The following is a 17,577-nucleotide window of genomic DNA, read 5'->3' as shown; positions in this document are numbered from 1 at the left end:
CCCCCCCCGCCCCGCCGGCCCCGGCGGGGTCGCGGCGCCCGCCCTTGCCAAGCGGAGGTTTGCGATGGACTTGCTGGTCAACCTGGATGTCCCCGACCTGCAGGCCGCGCAGCGCCTGTACACCGAGGCCTTCGGCCTGCGGCCCGGCCGTCGCTTCGGCGAGGGCGCGCTGGAACTGCTCGGCGCGACCGTCCCGCTGTACCTGCTGGTGCAGCCGGCCGGCAGCCCCGGCGCCGCCGGCCAGCCCCGCGACTACGCCCGCCACTGGACGCCGGTGCATCTGGACGTGGCGGTCGACGACCTCGACGCCGCGCTGGCGCGCGCCCTCGCCGCCGGCTTCCACGCGGACGACCTGCCCGCCCCCCAGCGCCATGACCCGGCCGCCGCGCGCGCCTGCATCCGCGAGGCCGCCTGGGGCCGGCTGGTGCGGCTGGCCGATCCGTTCGGGCACGGCTGGTGCCTGATCCAGTTCTCTCCCGCCGGCTACGATGCCGTCGCCACCTCCGGGCCCTGAGCCGGGATTGATCGGACGCAAGACGCCCGTCACCCGTCCTGGGCCACAATCCGGCCGCCACCCGGCCGCTGTCGCAGGAACACCATGAAGAAACCCGCCGCCCTTCCCTTCGAGATCCAGGCCACCGCGCAGCACCCGCTGGGCATGCCGGTCGCGCGCTTCCTGCGCGACTACTGGCACAAGCGCCCGCTGCTGATCCGCCAGGCCTTCCCCGGCTTCCAGACCCCGGTCACCCCGGAAGACCTCGCCGGCCTGGCCTGCGAGGAAGGCGTGCTGGCCCGCCTGATTTCCCACGACCGCACCGGCGACGACTGGCAGGTGCGCAGCGGCCCGTTCGAGGAAACCGACTTCCCCGGCCTGCCCGACCACGACTGGACCCTGCTGGTGCAGGACGTGGACAAGTGGGACCCGGACGTGCGCGCGATCCTGCAGCAGTTCCGCTTCCTGCCGCGCTGGCGCATCGACGACATCATGATCAGCTTCGCCGCCACCGGCGGTTCGGTCGGCGCGCACGTGGACCACTACGACGTGTTCCTGCTGCAGGGCTTCGGCCACCGCCGCTGGCAGATCGACGCCAGCGTGGCGATGGGCCGCAAGGCGCCGCCGCTGGAATTCCGCGACGACGTGGACATCAAGCTGCTGCGCCAGTTCAAGCCCACCCACGACTGGGTGCTCGCACCGGGCGACATGCTCTACCTGCCGCCGCTGGTCCCGCACCACGGCATCGCCGAGGACCCGTGCCTGACCTTCTCGGTCGGCATGCGCGCGCCGGCCTCGGCGGAGTTGATCGCCGACTACCTCGACACGCTGATCGCCGACGCCGACGAAGCCGTCCGTTACCACGACGAAGACCTCGCCGAGCCGGCCGACCCGTACGAGATCGACGAGGCCTCGATGGGCCGCGCCATCGCCGCGCTCAACGCGCTGCGCATGAACGACCCCGACCGCCTGGGCGAATGGTTCGGCCGCTTCATCACCACCTACCGCGCCTCGGGCGACATCGCCCCGCCGCCGCAGGCCCCGGACGCGGCGGCGCTGGCCGAAGCCCTGGCCGAAGGCGCGGTGCTGTACCGCCACCCGTGGTCGCGCGTGGCCTGGCGCCGCGCGCGAAAGGGCGCGCTGCTGTTCGTCAGCGGCCATGCCTTCCCGGTGCCGCTGCGCGACGCCCAGCGCCTGGCCGCGCTGGAGGAGATCGACGAAACCGCCTGGGCCCAGCTCTCCGAGCGCGGCCGCGAGGCGCTGCTGGCGCTGGTCGAACTGGGCCACTACGCCGCCGCGCTCGAGGGCGACGACGACTGGGACGAGGACGAGGCCGGCGAGCTGGGCAATGGCGCCGGCGCAGGCCACGCCCTGCTCGAACCGCTCGGCGATGACACCGACGGCGGCGAGATCGACCCGGACATCGACCCGGAAGACCTGCCGGCCGAGTCCGACGAGGACGAAGAGGAATAAGCGTGCCCTGGGCCGGCCCGTTCCTGCTGGAGCACGGCGAAGGCGGCGCCCGCGCCGCCGAACTGCTGGCGTTGCGGGCCGAGGTGTTCCCGGCCGAGGCGCATCCCCCGCAGGCCCGGGAGTGGGACGCGCTCGACGTGCTGAGCCTGCACGTGCTGGCCCGCGACCATGACGGCCGCCCGGTCGGCGCCGGCCGGCTGTCGCCGGACCAGCGCATCGGCCGCCTGGGCGTGCTGCCGGACTGGCGCGGCCAGGGCGTGGGCCAGGCGTTGCTGCAGGCCCTGCTCGACGGCGCCCGCCAGCGCGGCTGGCCCGGCGTCCGACTGGAAGCCCCGGCCGGGACCGCCGCCTTCTTTGCCCAGGCAGGCTTCCTGCCCGTGGCCGGCGAACCCGGGTCGCTGCATCGCCGCCTGGACGGGCCGATGGCGGTGGAGGACGCGGCCGCCGCCGTCCATGCCACCTCCGCGCTGATCGGCCAGGCCCGGCGCGAGCTGCGCCTTTACAGCCGCGCGCTGGATCCCGGCCTGCTCGACGCCCCTGCCGTGCAGGCCGCGCTGCGCCGCTTCGCCACCCTGCGCCACGACAAGCAGGTCCGCATCCTGCTGCAGGACACCGCCAGCGCGCAGCTGCTCGACGCCCCGCTGCTGCGGCTGGCCCAGCGCCTGCCCACTGTGTTCCAGTTCCGTGCCGTGTCCGACCCGGTGGACGCCAGCTATCCCTCGGCCTACCTGGTCGGCGATGCGCAGGCCTACTACTTTCGTTCTACGGGCAACCGCCACGACGACGGCGAAACATGGCTGGAAGGCGCGGCTCGCGCGCGCCAGTTGCGCACGCATTTCGAGCAGATATGGGAACGCAGCCGGCCCTGGAGCGAACATCGCGCGCTCGGCCTGTAGCCGCGCCGGCACGCGTTCTCTGTCGCGGGCCTGACCGTCGCGCACGCAACCGACTGATTGCATACGCCCCCTTGCGTGCGCGTGGGGGTATAATTTTCGGGCTCTGACACCGCCAGACCGGCCTTGCGGCCGATCGAGTGGCCCTGCCACGTGCAAGCCCCCATATCACAAGCGACCCGACTTACCATCGTGGACAATCTCCTGAAGCAGTTTGCGCAGTCTTCGCAACTCGCCGGCGGCAATGCCGCCTACATCGAGGATCTGTACGAGCAGTACCTCGTCTCCCCCGACAGCGTCGATCCCAAGTGGAAAGCCTACTTCGACGGCTTCAAGGGCCGTGAGGCCGGCGACGTGCCGCACTCGGCCGTCATCGCCCACATCGGCGAAGCGGCGCGCAACGCGGCCAACGCAGGCCTCGCCGGCGGCGCCAGCGACGAGCGCGAGCGCAACGTCGGCCGCCTGATCACCGCCTACCGTTCGCGCGGCCACCTCGGCGCCCGCGTCGACCCGCTGGGCCTGACCCCGCCGGTCAACCCGCCGGACCTGGACCTGCCGTTCCACAGCCTCTCGCAGGCCGACCTGGACAGCGAGTTCAGCACCGGCGGCGTCGGCGGCCAGCCGCGCATGAAGCTGCGCGACCTGCTGGCGCGCCTGAAGGCGACCTACACGAGCTCGATCGGCGCCGAGTTCATGCACATCCCGGAATTCGACCAGCGCCAGTGGATCTACCAGCGCCTGGAGAACGCGGGCGGCAAGATCGCCGGCAGCGCCGACAGCCGTCGCCGCACGCTGGAGCGCCTGACCGCCGCCGAAGGCCTGGAACGCTACCTGCACACCAAGTACGTCGGCCAGAAGCGCTTCTCGCTGGAAGGCGGCGACGCGCTGATTCCGCTGATGGACGGCATGGTCCGCCAGGCCGGCCAGGAAGGCGTCAAGGACATCGTGATCGGCATGGCCCACCGCGGCCGCCTCAATGTCCTGGTCAACACCCTGGGCAAGAACCCGCGCAAGCTGTTCGACGAGTTCGAAGGCAAGTTCGAACACGCCCATGACGACCGCGCCCACACCGGCGACGTGAAGTACCACATGGGCTTCTCGGCCGACATCGCCGTCGGCGACGACAAGCAGGTCCACCTGGCGCTGGCGTTCAACCCCTCGCACCTGGAAATCGTCGACCCGGTGGTCGTCGGTTCCGTGCGTTCGCGCCAGGAGCGCTTCGGCGACGCGGCCCGCAAGGAAGTGCTGCCCATCCTGATCCACGGCGACGCGGCCTTCGCCGGCCAGGGCGTGGTGATGGAGCTGTTCCAGATGTCGCAGGCGCGCGGTTTCGCCGTCGGCGGCACCATGCACGTCGTCATCAACAACCAGATCGGCTTCACCACCAGCACCCGCGACGACGCCCGTTCGACGCTGTACTGCACCGACGTGGCCAAGATGATCGCCGCGCCGGTCTTCCACGTGAACGGCGACGACCCGGACGCGGTGATGTTCGTGACCCAACTGGCCTACGAGTTCCGCCAGCAGTTCAAGAAGGACGTGGTCATCGACCTGGTCTGCTACCGCCGTTGGGGCCACAACGAGGCCGACGAGCCGGCGGCGACCAACCCGGTCATGTACCAGACCATCCGCAAGCACAAGACCACCCGCGAGCTCTACGCCGCCCAGCTGGAAAGCGAAGGCGTGCTGAAGGCCGACGAGGGCAAGGCGCTGGTGGACGGCTACCGCGAGAAGCTGGACTCGGGCGAGTTCACCACCGAGCTGGCCACCCGCAAGCCGGACGAGTTCGCCATCGACTGGTCCAAGTACCTGTCGGGCAAGCTCAGCGACAAGGTCGACACCACGGTCAAGCGCGGCGCGCTGGACCAGCTGGCCAAGATCATCAACACCATCCCGGCCGGCGTGGAGCTGCACCCGCGCGTGGCCAAGATCTACGAAGACCGCCTGAAGATGACCGCCGGCGAACAGCCGCTGGACTGGGGCTTCGCCGAGAACCTGGCCTACGCCACCCTGCTGAGCGAAGGCAACCGCCTGCGCCTGGTGGGCCAGGACGCCGGCCGCGGCACCTTCTTCCATCGCCACGCGATCCTCCACGACCAGAAGACCGACAGCTACTACCTGCCGCTGCGCCAGCTGGTGGAGAACCCGGAAGAAGCCACCGTCATCGACTCGCTGCTCAGCGAAGAAGCGGTGATGGGCTTCGAGTACGGCTACTCGACCACCGACCCCAACGCGCTGTGCGTGTGGGAAGCGCAGTTCGGCGACTTCGCCAACGGCGCGCAGGTGGTGATCGACCAGTTCATCGCCGCCGGTGAAGCCAAGTGGGGCCGCATCTCGGGCCTGTCGCTGTTCCTGCCGCACGGCTACGAAGGCCAGGGTCCGGAGCACAGCTCCGCGCGCCTGGAGCGCTTCCTGCAGCTGTGCGCGCTGGAGAACATGCTGGTCTGCGTGCCGACCACCCCGGCCCAGTGCTTCCACATGATCCGTCGCCAGATGCGCATGAGCACGCGCAAGCCGCTGGTGGTCATGACCCCGAAGTCGCTGCTGCGCCACAAGCTGGCCGTGTCCACGCTCGACGAGCTGGCCAACGGCGAGTTCCAGCACCTGATCCCGGATGCCGCCGCCGACGCCAAGAAGGTGAAGCGCGTGGTCGCCTGCTCGGGCAAGGTCTACTACGACCTGCTGGAAGACGCGCAGAAGCGGGGCCAGGACGACGTGGCGATCCTGCGCGTGGAGCAGCTCTATCCGTTCCCGCGCGCGCTGCTGGCCGCCGAGCTGAAGAAGTACGCCAACGCCACCGACGTGGTGTGGTGCCAGGAAGAGCCGCAGAACCAGGGCGCGTGGTACCAGATCAAGCACCACCTGCAGGCCGTGCTGGCCGACGGCCAGGCGCTGCATTACGCCGGTCGTGCCCGTTCGCCCTCGCCGGCCGCCGGCCACATGGCCGACCACGTCGCCGAACAGCAGAAGCTGGTCGCCGACGCGCTGGTCAATCCGTTCAACGACCAGGTCGCTGAATAACTCTTACCCCCCAGAACAGAACTCCCAGGAAGCTCCTCAAATGGCCACCGAAGTCAAAGTCCCGGTACTGCCCGAATCCGTTTCCGACGCCACCATCGCCAGCTGGCACAAGAAGGCCGGCGAAGCCGTCAAGCGCGACGAGAATCTGGTCGACCTGGAAACCGACAAGGTCGTGCTCGAAGTCCCCTCCCCGGTGGACGGCGTGCTGAAGGAAATCAAGTTCGAGACCGGCAGCACCGTGACCAGCAACCAGGTCCTGGCGATCATCGAGGAAGGCGCGGTCGCCGCGGCCGCCCCGGCCGAAGAGAAGAAGGCCGAAGCCGCTCCGGCGGCGCCGGCCGCCGCCGCGCCGGCCGCCAAGGCCGCTGCCCCGGCCCCGGCCGCCAAGTCGGCCGCCGACGGCCTGCCGCCGGGCGCGCGCTTCACCGCCATCACCGAGGGCGTGGATCCGTCGCAGGTCGAAGGCACCGGCCGTCGCGGCGCGGTGACCAAGGAAGACATCGTCAACTTCGCCAAGTCCGGCGGCGTGGCCCGCGCCGGTGGCGCGCGCCCGGAAGAGCGCGTGCCGATGACCCGCGTGCGCAAGACCATCGCCAAGCGCCTGATGGACTCGAAGAACTCGACCGCGATGCTGACCACCTTCAACGAGGTCAACCTCGCCAAGGTCTCGGCCGCGCGCAAGGAACTGCAGGACGAGTTCCAGAAGGCCCACGGCATCAAGCTCGGCTTCATGAGCTTCTTCGTCAAGGCCGCCGCCAACGCGCTGCAGCGCTTCCCGCTGGTCAACGCCTCGATCGACGGCGACGACATCATCTACCACGGCTACTCGGACATCTCGATCGCGGTGTCGACCGAGAAGGGCCTGGTGACCCCGGTGCTGCGCAACGTCGAGCGCCAGTCGTTCGCCGATATCGAGCAGGGCATCGCCGACTACGCCAAGAAGGCACGTGACGGCAAGCTGAGCCTGGAAGAACTGCAGGGCGGCACCTTCACCATCACCAACGGCGGCACCTTCGGCTCGCTGATGTCGACCCCGATCATCAACCCGCCGCAGAGCGCCATCCTGGGCATGCATGCCATCAAGGAGCGCCCGATCGCCGAGAACGGCCAGGTCGTGGTGGCGCCGATGATGTACCTCGCGCTGTCGTACGACCACCGCATCATCGACGGCAAGGATTCGGTGCAGTTCCTGGTGGACATCAAGAACCAGCTGGAAAACCCGGGCCGGATGCTGTTCGGCCTGTAAGCGCCGCTCTCTTCCGGCGCTTCGCGCCCCCCTTCTCCCGCACGGGCGGGAGAAGGCAGACCGCAACAAGGACAACACAATGGCTGAACAATTCGACGTCGTCGTCATCGGTGCCGGCCCGGCCGGCTATCACGCCGCCATCCGCGCCGCGCAGCTGGGCCTGAAGGTCGCCTGCATCGACGCGGCCCTGGGCAAGGACGGCCAGCCGGCCCTCGGCGGCACCTGCCTGCGCGTGGGTTGCGTGCCCTCCAAGGCGCTGCTCGATTCCTCGCGCCAGTACTGGAACATGGGCCACATCTTTGGCGACCACGGCATCAGCTTCAAGGATGCCAAGATGGACGTGGGCACCATGATCGGCCGCAAGGACAAGATCGTGAAGCAGTTCACCGGCGGCATCGCGATGCTGTTCAAGGCGAACAAGATCACCGCCTACTACGGCTTCGGCCAGCTGCAGGCGGGCAACGTGGTCAAGGTGAAGCAGCACGACGGTTCGGAAGTCGAGCTCAAGGGCACCAACGTGATCATCGCCGCCGGCTCGGATTCCATCGAGCTGCCGTTCGCCAAGTTCGACAACGAGGCCATCGTCGACAACGTCGGCGCGCTGGACTTCACCGAAGTGCCGAACCGCCTGGCCGTCATCGGCGCCGGCGTGATCGGCCTGGAGCTGGGCAGCGTGTGGAAGCGCCTGGGTTCGGACGTCGTGATCCTCGAAGCACTGCCGGAATTCCTGGCCGCCGCCGATACCGACATCGCCAAGGCCGCCGCCAAGGAATTCAAGAAGCAGGGCCTGGAAATCAAGCTCGGCGCCAAGGTCTCCAAGACCGAAGTCACCGGCAAGGGCAAGAAGAAGGAAGTCGTCGTCACCTATACCGACGGCGAAGGCGAGAAGAGCCTGACCGTGGACAAGCTGCTGGTCGCCGTGGGCCGCAAGGCCGCCACCAAGGGCCTGCTGGCCGACGGTACCGGCGTGCAGGTCAACGAGCGCGGCCAGATCGTGGTCGACGACCACTGCCACACCGGCGTGGACGGCGTGTGGGCCATCGGCGACTGCGTGCGCGGCCCGATGCTGGCGCACAAGGGCTTCGAGGAAGGCATCGCGGTCGCCGAGCTGATCGCCGGCCTGCCGGGCCACGTCAACTTCGACACCATCCCGTGGGTCATCTACACCGAGCCGGAAATCGCCTGGGTCGGCAAGACCGAGCAGCAGTGCAAGGCCGAGGGCATCCCGTACAAGGTCGGCACCTTCCCGTTCGCGGCGATCGCCCGTGCGGTGGCGATGGCCGAGCCGGCGGGCATGGTGAAGCTCATCGCCCATGCCGAGACCGACCGCGTGCTGGGCCTGCACCTGGTGGGCGTGGGCGTGTCCGAGCTGGTGCACGAGGGCGTGCTGACCATGGAGTTCAATGGTTCGGCCGACGACCTGGCGCGCATCTGCCACGCGCACCCGACCCTGTCCGAGGCGATCCACGACGCCGCGATGGCGGTCAGCAAGCGCGCCATCCACAAGGTCAACTGAGGCGGCCCGGGACACGGCCCCGCCGCTCCCGACCCCTCCAGCCGACGCCGGGTGCAAGCCCGGCGTTCGCTTTTTCTGGAACGTACGAGCAGGAAACCCTGACATGAAGAGCATCTGCGTCTATTGCGGCTCCAATGCCGGCAGCAAGCCCGGTTACACCGAGCGCGCCATCGCCCTGGGCGACCGCATCGCCAAGGAAGGCCTGCGCCTGGTGTATGGCGGCGGCAACGTCGGCCTGATGGGCACGGTGGCCAACGCGGTGCTGGCCGCCGGCGGCGAGGTCACCGGCGTGATCCCGAAGCAGCTGGCGGATTGGGAAGTGGCCCATCGCGGGCTGACCGAGCTGGAGATCGTGGGCTCGATGCATGAGCGCAAGTCGCGCATGTTCGACCTGGCCGATGGCTTCGTCGCGCTGCCGGGTGGCTTCGGCACGATGGAGGAGATCTTCGAGATGCTGACCTGGCGCCAGCTGGGCATCGGCAACAAGCCATGCGCGTTCCTGGACGTGGAAGGCTTCTACGCGCCGCTAATCGGAATGATCGACCGCATGGTGGAGGAGCGCTTCCTGCATCCGGACCAGCGCGCGGACCTGTGGTACGGCAGCGATATCGAGCAGATGCTGCAGTGGATGCGGGATTACTCGCCTGCGCAGGCGTCGAAGTGGATCGACGAAAAGCGCCGTAACGCGCTGCGCTGAAGTTCAACTGTCGCGGGGGCCGATAGCCGGCCCTCGCCTAGGCCCAGGCCAGCCCTTCCGGCCGCGGCGTCGGCTTGCCGAGCAGGTAGCCTTGCCCGTAGTGGCAGCCGAGCTCGCGCAGCGTGCGCCGCTGCTGCTCGGTCTCGATGCCCTCGCCCACCGTCTCGATGCCCAGCGTGGCCGCCAGCGCCAGGATGCTGCGCACCAGCGCCAGTGAATCCTGGCCGCCACCCTGGTGCAGGCCGGCGACGAAGCTCTGGTCGATCTTCAATGCCGAGATCGGGAACCGGTGCAGGTACGACAGCGCCGAATAGCCGGTGCCGAAGTCGTCGAGCTGGATCAGCACGCCGCGCTCGCGCAGCGTGCGCAGGATGCGCAGCGTGCGCGGCGCATCGTCCAGCAGCGCCACCTCGGTGATCTCCAGCCGCAGGCGCACCGGGTCGGCGCCCACCGCGTCGATCAAGCCCAGCAGACGCTCGGCGAAATCCACCGAACGGAAGTGCCGCGGCGACACGTTCACCGACACATAGCCCTCGCCGCCGCGCGCCAGGTGTTCGATCACCTGCTCGTACAGCTGCCAGTCCACCTGCTCGATCAGGCCGCTGTCTTCGCCCAGGTGGATGAACACGTTCGGCCGCAGCAGGCCACGGCTTTCATGCTCCCAGCGCAGCAGCGCCTCGTGGCCCACCACCACGTTGTCTTCCAGCCGCACGATGGGCTGGTAGAACGGGTGGAAATCGCGATTGTTGAGCGCGCGGCGCATGTCCGCTTCCAGGTCCAGGCTGCGCAATGCCTCTTCGCGCATGGCCTCGTCGAACACCGCGAAACGCTCGGCGATCTGCGCCTTGGCGCGGTACATCGCCGCGTCGGCGTCGCGCAGCATCTCTTCGCCCGTGCGGTAGCGATGGCTCCACAACGCCACGCCCATGCTGCCGGAGGGGAACAATTCGCGCCCCGCCACCCACATCGGCTGGCCGAGCACGCCCTGCAGTCGCTGCGCCAGTTCGCGCGCGGCTTCCACGCCCTCCGGGCAACGCATGAGGATGGCGAATTCGTCGCCGCCCAGCCGCGCGACCACGTCGTCGGCGCGCACGGTGGCGACGATGCGCTGCGCCACCTCGATCAGCATGCGGTCGCCGGCCGCATGGCCGACGCTGTCGTTGACCAGCTTGAAGCGGTCCAGGTCCAGGAACAGCACGGCGAAGGCCTCGCCATCGCCATGCGCGGCGCGCTGGATCGATTCGTCCAGCCGGTCCAGCAGGTGCGCGCGGTTCGGCAGGCCGGTCAGCGCGTCGTGCAGCGCCTGGTGGGTCAGCCGCTGCTCGGCGCGCAGGCGCTCGGCGATCTGGCTGAGCAGCTGTTCGTTGAGCTCGGCCAGCTCGCGCGTGCGCTCGTGCACGCGCACTTCCAGCTCCGCGTGCGCCAGCCGCAGCCGCGCCTGGTTGCGCTGCCGCGCCAGGCCATTGCCGATGTTGTGGGCCACGAAGGCCAGCAGGCGCTGGTCGTGCGGGGTGTAGCTGACCTGCGGCGAGTAGCTCTGCACCACGATGGCGCCGACCACCTCGTCGTCGATGAACAACGGCACGCCCAGCCAGCTGTGCGCCTGCGCGCCGATGTTGGTGAGCTTGCCGGCGGCGGCCATCGCGTCGATATCCGCGCGCGTGGCCAGCAATGCCGAACGGGTCTGGATCAGGTACTCGGTGAGGCCGCCGCTGAACTTGCGCGCCGGCCGCACGCCGTTGTGTTCGTCCACCGAATAGGCGAACTCCAGGCCGTCGCCGTTCTCGTTGATCAGCGCGATGTAGAAGTTGCGCGCATCCAGCAGGCCGCCGACGACGTCATGCACCTCGGCGTAGTACTGGCTCAGGCTTTCCGAGGCGCCGGCCAGCTCGCTGATGCGGAACAGCGCCAGCTGCAGCTTCTCGGCGCGCTTGCGCTCGATGATTTCGTCCTGCAGCTCGCGGTTGGCGTGCTGCAGCTCGCGCGTGCGCTCCTCCACGCGCCGCTCCAGCTGCACCTTGGCCTGGCGGCGGTCGATGGCGGTGAGCACGTGCTGGGCGACGTACGCCAGCAGGATGCGGTCCTGCTCGCTGAAACCGATCTTCTCGTCGTAGCTCTGCACCACGATGGCGCCGGCCACCTGGCCGTCGCGCAGCATCGGCACGCCAAGCCAGTCCAGGCTTTCGGGGCCGCGCGTGGGGTCCTGGGAGATGTTGAGGCGCTCGGACAGTTCGTCCGACGGCCCGCTCAGCGCCACGCCGCGCGAGAGCAGCGCCAGCGTGAGGCTGTTGGGCAGGTCCTGGTGACGGTAGCTGCGCGAGGGGTCGGCGACGAAGCCGTCCTGCTGGTCGACGAAATACAGAAAGCGCATGCTCGCCGCGGCGGCATCGTATTCGACGATGTAGAAGTTCTCCGCGTACATCAGCGAGCCGACCACGGCATGGATGCGCTGGAGCATCTGGCTCAGGTCCAGCTCGTTGCCGGCCAGGTCGGCGATCTCGTACAGCGCCTGCTGCAGCAGCTTGGACTTTTCCAGGTCCTCGATCTCGGCCTGGAGCAGCGCGCCGTCCAGCGTGGCGCCGACCACGCACTCGGCCAGCCGCAGCCAGGCCTGCTCGCGCGCGGCATCCTGCCCCGGCCCGTCCCAGGCAAGCGCGAGCACGGCGAAGTCGTCGTCGCTGCGCCAGACGTGCAGGCGTTCGGACGTCTCCGGGGTATCGCGCCGCGACAGGCCGGCGATGGCATGTGCCCGCAGTGTTTCGCCGGCACCGGGCGAGGTGCCGAGCGCCTCGTCGTCCAGCCGGCCATCGCGCCAGGCCAGGGCGAGCGCGCCACCGGCCGGCATCACGCCGGCCAGCACCGCGGCCGCGCGGTCGCACGCCTGCGCGATGCGCAGGCGGTGGGCCATGGCGGATGGGCTGATCAGCATTGTGAAATCCATGGCTGCCGTTCCCGGCAGCTCCCCTGTGGCGCCCAGCATAACCGTTGAGCGTGGTTTTGATAGGCATCACACCTGGCTTCTTGACGTGGCGCACGCGCCGAACGGATCAACGTCAACACCGCCGCTAGAATGCACGCGATGCCCGAGACCCTCGCCAGCGCGGTCAGCCACCGCCAGGAAATCCGCCACAGCCGTTTCGTCGCCCACGCCGCGCCCGTCGACGATGCCGCCGCGGCGCTGGCCTTCCTCGCGCAGGTGGCCGTGGCCGACGCCACGCACAACTGCTGGGCCTACCGGATCGGCGCCGACTACCGCTCCAGCGACGACGGCGAGCCGGCCGGCACCGCGGGGCGGCCGATCCTGGCGGCCATCGACGGCCAGGGCTTGGACCGCCTCATGGTGGTGGTGACGCGCTGGTACGGCGGCATCAAGCTGGGCGCCGGCGGGCTGGTGCGCGCCTATGGCGGCACCGCGGCCGAATGCCTGCGCACCGCCCCGCGCCTGCCGCTGACGGAAATGGCCACGGCCTGGCTGCATTGCGGCTTCGACGACCTGGGCGCCGTGCACAACGCCATGGCGCAGTGCCAGGCGCTCAAGGAGCACGAGGATTTCGACGCCGAAGGCGCCTGGCTGCAGGTCTCGTTGCCGGCCGACCGCCTGCCGGGCTTGAAAAACCAGCTGCGCGACGCCACCCGCAATCGGGTCCACGTTCGCGAGCAGCCTCCCGCATGAGTTCGACCCCGGATACCCCGCGCCCCGGCCTGCGCGGCCTCGCCAGCCTCGGCGCGCTGTGGCCCTTCGTCCGCCGCCACCTGCCGCTGTTCGTGTCGTGGCTGCTGGCGCTGGCCGTGTCCTCGGCCGCCACGCTGGTGCTGCCCACCGTCGCGCGGCAGGTGATCGACCATGGCTTCAGCGCGGCGAGCGCCATCAACCGTACCTTCGCGCTTGCCTTCGTGGTCACCGCGGTACTGGCGGTGGCCACGGCCGCGCGGCTGTTCTTCGTCTCGCTGCTGGGCGAGCGCGTGGTGGCCGACCTGCGCGGACGCCTGTATGCCCACCTGATCGGGCTGGACATGGAATTCCACGACCGCAGCCGCAGCGGCGAGCTGGTCTCGCGCCTGTCGGCCGACAGCGAACTGCTGCGCGGGGTGATCGGCTCGACGATGTCGGTGGCGCTGCGCAGCACGGTCACGGTGATCGGCAGCCTGGTGATGCTGTTCGTCACCAGCCCGCGGCTGGCCGCGTGGGCGCTGCTGGGCATTCCGCTGGCGGTGCTGCCGATCGTGCTGGGCGCGCGGCGCCTGCAGAAGATGGCGCGCGCCAGCCAGGATCGGGTGGCCGACGCCAACACGCTCGCCGCCGAAACCCTGGGCGCGGTACGCACGGTGCAGGCGCATGCGCGCGAGCCTTACGAGCGCGCGCGTTTCGGCGCCGCGCTGGACGCCACGCTGGCGGCGGCGCGGCGGCGCATCGGCACGCAGTCCATCGTGACCGCGGTGGCGATCGTGCTGTTCTTCGGCGCCATCGTCACCGTGCTGTGGATGGGCGCGCACGATGTGGTCGATGGCCGCATGAGCACCGGCGCGCTGGGCCAGTTCGTGCTGTACGCGCTGATCGGCGGCGGCTCGGTGGGCGCGCTGGCCGAGGTGTGGAACGAGTTGCAGCGCGCGGCCGGCGGCATGGGCCGCATCGCCGAGCTGCTGCGCGAGCAGCCGCGCCTGGCGCTGCCGGAAGCGCCGAGCGACCTGCCCGCCCCGCTGCGCGGCGAGATCCGCTTCGACGACGTGGTATTCCATTACCCGCAGCGGCCCGACCACGCCGCGCTGGATGGCTTCACCCTGCACGTGCGGCCCGGCGAAACGGTGGCGCTGGTCGGCCCTTCGGGTGCAGGCAAGAGCACCGTGCTGTCGCTGCTGCTGCGTTTCCACGACCCGGATGCCGGCAGCGTCTCGCTGGACGGCATGGACCTGCGCACGCTCGACCCGCTGCAGCTGCGCGAACACATCGCGCTGGTGCCGCAGCAGCCGGCGCTGTTCGCGGCCAGCGCCGCGGAGAACATCCGCTATGGCCGGCTGGAGGCCAGCGACGAAGCGTTGCGCGCCGCCGCGCGCGCCGCCGAAGCCGAGGGTTTCATCAGCGAACTGCCGCAGGGCTTCGATACCGAACTGGGCGAACGCGGCGCACGCCTGTCCGGTGGCCAGCAGCAGCGCGTGGCGATCGCCCGCGCCCTGCTCAAGGACGCGCCGGTGCTGCTGCTGGACGAAGCCACCAGCGCGCTCGACGCGCAGAGCGAGCGCGCCGTGCAGCAGGCGCTGGAACGCCTGATGGCCGGCCGCACCACGCTGGTCATCGCCCATCGCCTGGCCACCGTGCTCAAAGCCGACCGCATCGTGGTGATGGAACGCGGGCGCATCATCGCGCAGGGCACGCATGCCGAACTGCTCGCGCAGGGCGGCCTGTACGCTGAACTGGCGCGCCTGCAATTCATCGATTGAGCACGGCGCGGTAACACGCGCCCGCGCATCCTCGCGCCGCCGGCATGGGCCGGCGGAAACATCCGAGGAGGCGCACCATGTCATTCCGGCAATTCCCCGCCACCGGTTCCGATGGCGAGTCCTACGTGATCATCGAGTTCCGCGAGCAAGCGCAGGGCCAGTCGCACGAGACGCCCCGCTATGAGCTGGCCGACGGCCGGCATCTGGTCCGCCAGGGCCAGGACTACACCACCACCGGCGGCGAACTGCGCCTGTCCACGGCCTGAGCCGCACTGGCGATTTCTTCGCCACACCAGGCGCAGGCCCCGTCACGGCTGGCCTGCGCGGGTTTATCCACAGCTTCATTCAACGGTCATCCACATCCCCTGTGGATGACCGCGCGTGTCAGCGCTGCGGCAACACGCGCCCGATGCCGCTGGCGTCGATCTCCTGCTTGGCGGCCGCCAGCCGCGCCGGATCGGTGTCCGGCTCGAAGCCCATGCGGAAATGCAGCTCGCCGGCGGGCGTACGCGAGGAATGGATCGACGACAGGTTGACCCCATGCTGCTCGAACACATGCAGCAGCGCGCGCAACGAGCCGGGGCGATCCTCCGGCAAGTAGACACTGGTGGCGAGCGGTTCGGTGAGGTCGGCCAGCAGGTAGCCGACGCGCTCGTAGCTGTAGTTGCCGGCTTCCAGGCTGGCCGGGGCCAGCGCATCGTGGTTCTCGCGCAGGTACTGGGTGCGGAAGCGCGCCCGCGCCGCATCGTCGCCCTGCCGCACCAGCTCGCGCAGCGTGGCCAGCTGGGCCAGCAGGCGGTCGAGCATCTCCGGCACGTAGGGATTGCCGAACTGGATGTCCTCGTAGATGGTTGGGTTCAACGAGAGGATGCGCGCGATCACCGCGGTATCCAGTTCGAAGGACGCCGAGCGGAACGGCATCAGCGCCTGCAACTCGCCGAGCAGCGGCGTGTAGTCGCGCAGCACGCCGGCCTGCGCCAGGTGGGTGGCATGCACCATGCCCTGCACCAGCGCCATCACGCGATCGTGGTGTTCGGGCGTGGCGGGCACGCATTCGGCTTCCAGCGCGGCGCACAGTTGCTCTACCCACGGCCGCCAGCGCGAAAGGCGCGCCTCGCAGACCACCATCACCCGGCCCTTGAGCGTGGGCGATTTCGGTGGCGCGGTCATCGGATGCAGTCCGACGACTTCGGCCTGCGAGGCCAGCATCGCCGCGACCGGCGCCTGCTTGATCGAGGTGACGTCGAGCCACAGCTGCTCGCGTTCGCGGCCATCGGCGAGCGCGGCGTAGTGCGCGATCAGCGCAGGGGTTTGGCGGATCGGCGCGGAGAACACCAGCACATCGACGCGGGCCAGCAGTTCGGCCTCGTCCAGCGAGGCGGCATCGGCGGGGTCGTGGCCCCAGACCTCCAGCCCCATGCGCTCGCGCAGGAAGCGGCTCAGCCAGCGCCCATAGGCACCGGCGCTGCCGACGATGCCGACCACCGGGCGCAGCGTCATGCGAGGCGCTCGGCGGGAAAGCGATCGGCCGGCGAGAGCGCGGCGGGCGCGGCGGCGAGCACGTCGAATTCCTCGAAGCCGGCGGCGAGCGTGGCCTCCAGCGCGGTGTGCACGCCGGCCAGCGCGCGGCTGACGGCCACCTCGAACGGCGTATCGCGCAGCAGGAAGCCGATCAGCAGGGCCATCAACACATCGCCGGTGCCGGCCACATCGACCGGCAGGTGCGGCGTGCGCCAACGGAACACGGCATCGCGGCTGACCGCCAGGGTGACCAGTTCGCCGGGCTCGCCGGCAACGCTGTGGGCGAGCACCCACTGCGGGCCGCGTTCGAGCAGCACGCGCGCGGCGGCAATGGCATCTTCCTGCGCCAGGCTCGGCAGGCCGGTAAGCCGGCCGAGTTCAAACGCATTCGGGGTGACCAGCCAGGCGCGCGGCAGCAGGCGTTCGGCGAACACGCGCTCCAGGCCGGCTTCCACGTAGGGACCGGTGTGGGTGTCGCCGATGACCGGGTCCAGGCAGTAACGCATTTGCGGGGCGCCGACCTGTTCGCGTTCGAGCCAGTCGGCGAAGACTTCGCCATTGGCGGTGCTGCCGAAGTAGCCGGAGACGAGCATGCGGGCGCGCTGTGCCAAGCCGCGTTCGCTGGCGCCGAGCAGCAGATCCGCGAGCCAGTCTGAAGGCAGCACGCGGCCGCGCAAGGTGCTGTAGAACGGGGCGTTGCTCAGCAAGGTGGTCGGGACTTCGGCCACGCGCAGGCCGAGGGCGCGCAACGGCGGGACGGCGGCGCTGTTACCCGCATGGCCGTAGACGAGCTGCGACTGCACCGAGATGACGTCCACCGGCACCGGGCCGTCCGGGCGCTGGCGCCTGCCGTGGATCAGGTGGCTTTCTGTTGGGGTGTTCATGGGTGTCCATTCTAGGACTGCTCGGGTTGTTGGGTTCGATGCTTTCTTCTGGATCTTTTTTCTGGCGCCTTTGTTGTTGGCGCGCGGTGGACGGGCGAGTGGTCGCATCGGGGGACGCCAAAAACTGCATCCTGCGGGGCTCGTCGGGCGACATCCATGTCGCCCGACGCCCCCGATGCGGCCACCCGCCCGTCCACCCAACACATCGCGAAGTGGCGGCAGGAAAATCAAACGCGCAGGCACGCCGAACTACTCGGGAAATGCACGCTTTCCGATCCGCACGCGAGAAATCCATGGGGGCGCCCGGGGGGATGCCCTGGTGGGGGCGTCGGGCGACATGGATGTCGCCCGCCGAGCCCCGCATGGATGCGGTTTTTGGCGTCCCCCACCAGGGCAT

12 protein-coding genes and 1 pseudogene are annotated in these 17,577 nt (G+C 69.7%); 10 read left to right on the top strand and 3 right to left on the bottom strand.

What is annotated here, in order from left to right:
• The first annotated feature begins 64 nt into the window (after positions 1 to 64).
• From ARC20_RS12825 to ARC20_RS12795, 7 genes and pseudogenes are all read left to right on the top strand, one after another.
• Positions 65 to 514 (top strand): VOC family protein, encoded by a 450-nt coding sequence (locus ARC20_RS12825; protein WP_057647728.1) that lies wholly within the window; start codon positions 65 to 67, stop codon positions 512 to 514.
• A gap of 84 nt (positions 515 to 598) precedes the next feature.
• Positions 599 to 1,793 (top strand): annotated as a pseudogene (locus tag ARC20_RS12820) (JmjC domain-containing protein); the annotation flags it as partial.
• Between the two features lie 175 nt (positions 1,794 to 1,968).
• Entirely contained in the window at positions 1,969 to 2,862 is an 894-nt protein-coding gene (locus ARC20_RS12815; RefSeq protein WP_057647726.1) for a GNAT family N-acetyltransferase, read from the top strand.
• 189 nt (positions 2,863 to 3,051) lie between these two features.
• Positions 3,052 to 5,880: a 2-oxoglutarate dehydrogenase E1 component gene (locus tag ARC20_RS12810; RefSeq protein ID WP_057647725.1), complete on the top strand. Its 2,829-nt coding sequence runs from the start codon at positions 3,052 to 3,054 to the stop codon at positions 5,878 to 5,880.
• Positions 5,881 to 5,920: 40 nt separating this feature from the next.
• The gene (sucB, locus tag ARC20_RS12805) at positions 5,921 to 7,126 is read left to right on the top strand and encodes a dihydrolipoyllysine-residue succinyltransferase (RefSeq protein WP_057647723.1); all 1,206 of its coding nucleotides are present in this window, start codon (positions 5,921 to 5,923) and stop codon (positions 7,124 to 7,126) included.
• A gap of 79 nt (positions 7,127 to 7,205) precedes the next feature.
• Positions 7,206 to 8,642, top strand: a complete 1,437-nt coding sequence (gene lpdA / locus ARC20_RS12800; RefSeq protein ID WP_057647721.1) for a dihydrolipoyl dehydrogenase — start codon at positions 7,206 to 7,208, stop codon at positions 8,640 to 8,642.
• Between the two features lie 103 nt (positions 8,643 to 8,745).
• Complete coding sequence (locus ARC20_RS12795) at positions 8,746 to 9,339, top strand: LOG family protein (protein WP_057647719.1); 594 nt, start codon at positions 8,746 to 8,748, stop codon at positions 9,337 to 9,339.
• 37 nt (positions 9,340 to 9,376) lie between these two features.
• Here the strand turns inward: ARC20_RS12795 and ARC20_RS12790 are convergent, their stop codons facing one another.
• Positions 9,377 to 12,268: a sensor domain-containing phosphodiesterase gene (locus ARC20_RS12790; RefSeq protein WP_081418184.1), complete on the bottom strand. Its 2,892-nt coding sequence runs from the start codon at positions 12,266 to 12,268 to the stop codon at positions 9,377 to 9,379.
• A gap of 150 nt (positions 12,269 to 12,418) precedes the next feature.
• Between ARC20_RS12790 and ARC20_RS12785 the strand changes: the two genes are divergently transcribed.
• The 3 genes from ARC20_RS12785 to ARC20_RS12775 all read left to right on the top strand — a co-directional run bounded on the left by ARC20_RS12785 (position 12,419) and on the right by ARC20_RS12775 (position 15,041).
• Positions 12,419 to 13,012, top strand: coding sequence for an IMPACT family protein (locus tag ARC20_RS12785; RefSeq protein ID WP_057647715.1), 594 nt, complete (start codon positions 12,419 to 12,421; stop codon positions 13,010 to 13,012).
• Positions 13,009 to 14,775: an ABC transporter transmembrane domain-containing protein gene (locus ARC20_RS12780; protein WP_057647713.1), complete on the top strand. Its 1,767-nt coding sequence runs from the start codon at positions 13,009 to 13,011 to the stop codon at positions 14,773 to 14,775. The genes ARC20_RS12785 and ARC20_RS12780 overlap by 4 nt, the downstream gene beginning before the upstream one ends.
• Positions 14,776 to 14,852: 77 nt before the next feature.
• Entirely contained in the window at positions 14,853 to 15,041 is a 189-nt protein-coding gene (locus tag ARC20_RS12775; protein ID WP_057647711.1) for a hypothetical protein, read from the top strand.
• A 118-nt stretch (positions 15,042 to 15,159) separates the two neighbouring features.
• Here ARC20_RS12775 and ARC20_RS12770 read toward each other — a convergent pair whose 3' ends face one another.
• Together ARC20_RS12770 and pdxY are read right to left on the bottom strand one after the other, a co-directional pair.
• The gene (locus ARC20_RS12770; RefSeq protein ID WP_057647709.1) at positions 15,160 to 16,275 is read right to left on the bottom strand and encodes a prephenate dehydrogenase; all 1,116 of its coding nucleotides are present in this window, start codon (positions 16,273 to 16,275) and stop codon (positions 15,160 to 15,162) included.
• Positions 16,272 to 17,180 carry a pyridoxal kinase gene (pdxY, locus tag ARC20_RS12765; protein WP_057647706.1) on the bottom strand — a complete coding sequence of 303 codons (909 nt, stop codon included), beginning with the start codon at positions 17,178 to 17,180 and terminating at the stop codon, positions 16,272 to 16,274. The genes ARC20_RS12770 and pdxY overlap by 4 nt, the downstream gene beginning before the upstream one ends.
• Positions 17,181 to 17,577 lie beyond the last annotated feature (397 nt).

Source organism: Stenotrophomonas panacihumi, from assembly GCF_001431645.1.
Lineage (GTDB): Bacteria > Pseudomonadota > Gammaproteobacteria > Xanthomonadales > Xanthomonadaceae > Stenotrophomonas_A > Stenotrophomonas_A panacihumi.
This window is presented reverse-complemented; position numbering and strand designations above follow the sequence as displayed.

What these genes read in the sequence shown, in the direction of transcription:
- ARC20_RS12825 (WP_057647728.1), top strand. Translation starts at nt 65, where the DNA reads ATGGACTTGCTGGTCAACCTGGATGTCCCCGACCTGCAGGCCGCGCAG.
- pdxY (WP_057647706.1), bottom strand. Translation starts at nt 17,180, where the DNA reads ATGAACACCCCAACAGAAAGCCACCTGATCCACGGCAGGCGCCAGCGC.
- lpdA (WP_057647721.1), top strand. Translation starts at nt 7,206, where the DNA reads ATGGCTGAACAATTCGACGTCGTCGTCATCGGTGCCGGCCCGGCCGGC.
- ARC20_RS12790 (WP_081418184.1), bottom strand. Translation starts at nt 12,268, where the DNA reads ATGCTGATCAGCCCATCCGCCATGGCCCACCGCCTGCGCATCGCGCAG.
- ARC20_RS12775 (WP_057647711.1), top strand. Translation starts at nt 14,853, where the DNA reads ATGTCATTCCGGCAATTCCCCGCCACCGGTTCCGATGGCGAGTCCTAC.
- ARC20_RS12780 (WP_057647713.1), top strand. Translation starts at nt 13,009, where the DNA reads ATGAGTTCGACCCCGGATACCCCGCGCCCCGGCCTGCGCGGCCTCGCC.
- sucB (WP_057647723.1), top strand. Translation starts at nt 5,921, where the DNA reads ATGGCCACCGAAGTCAAAGTCCCGGTACTGCCCGAATCCGTTTCCGAC.
- ARC20_RS12795 (WP_057647719.1), top strand. Translation starts at nt 8,746, where the DNA reads ATGAAGAGCATCTGCGTCTATTGCGGCTCCAATGCCGGCAGCAAGCCC.
- ARC20_RS12785 (WP_057647715.1), top strand. Translation starts at nt 12,419, where the DNA reads ATGCCCGAGACCCTCGCCAGCGCGGTCAGCCACCGCCAGGAAATCCGC.
- ARC20_RS12770 (WP_057647709.1), bottom strand. Translation starts at nt 16,275, where the DNA reads ATGACGCTGCGCCCGGTGGTCGGCATCGTCGGCAGCGCCGGTGCCTAT.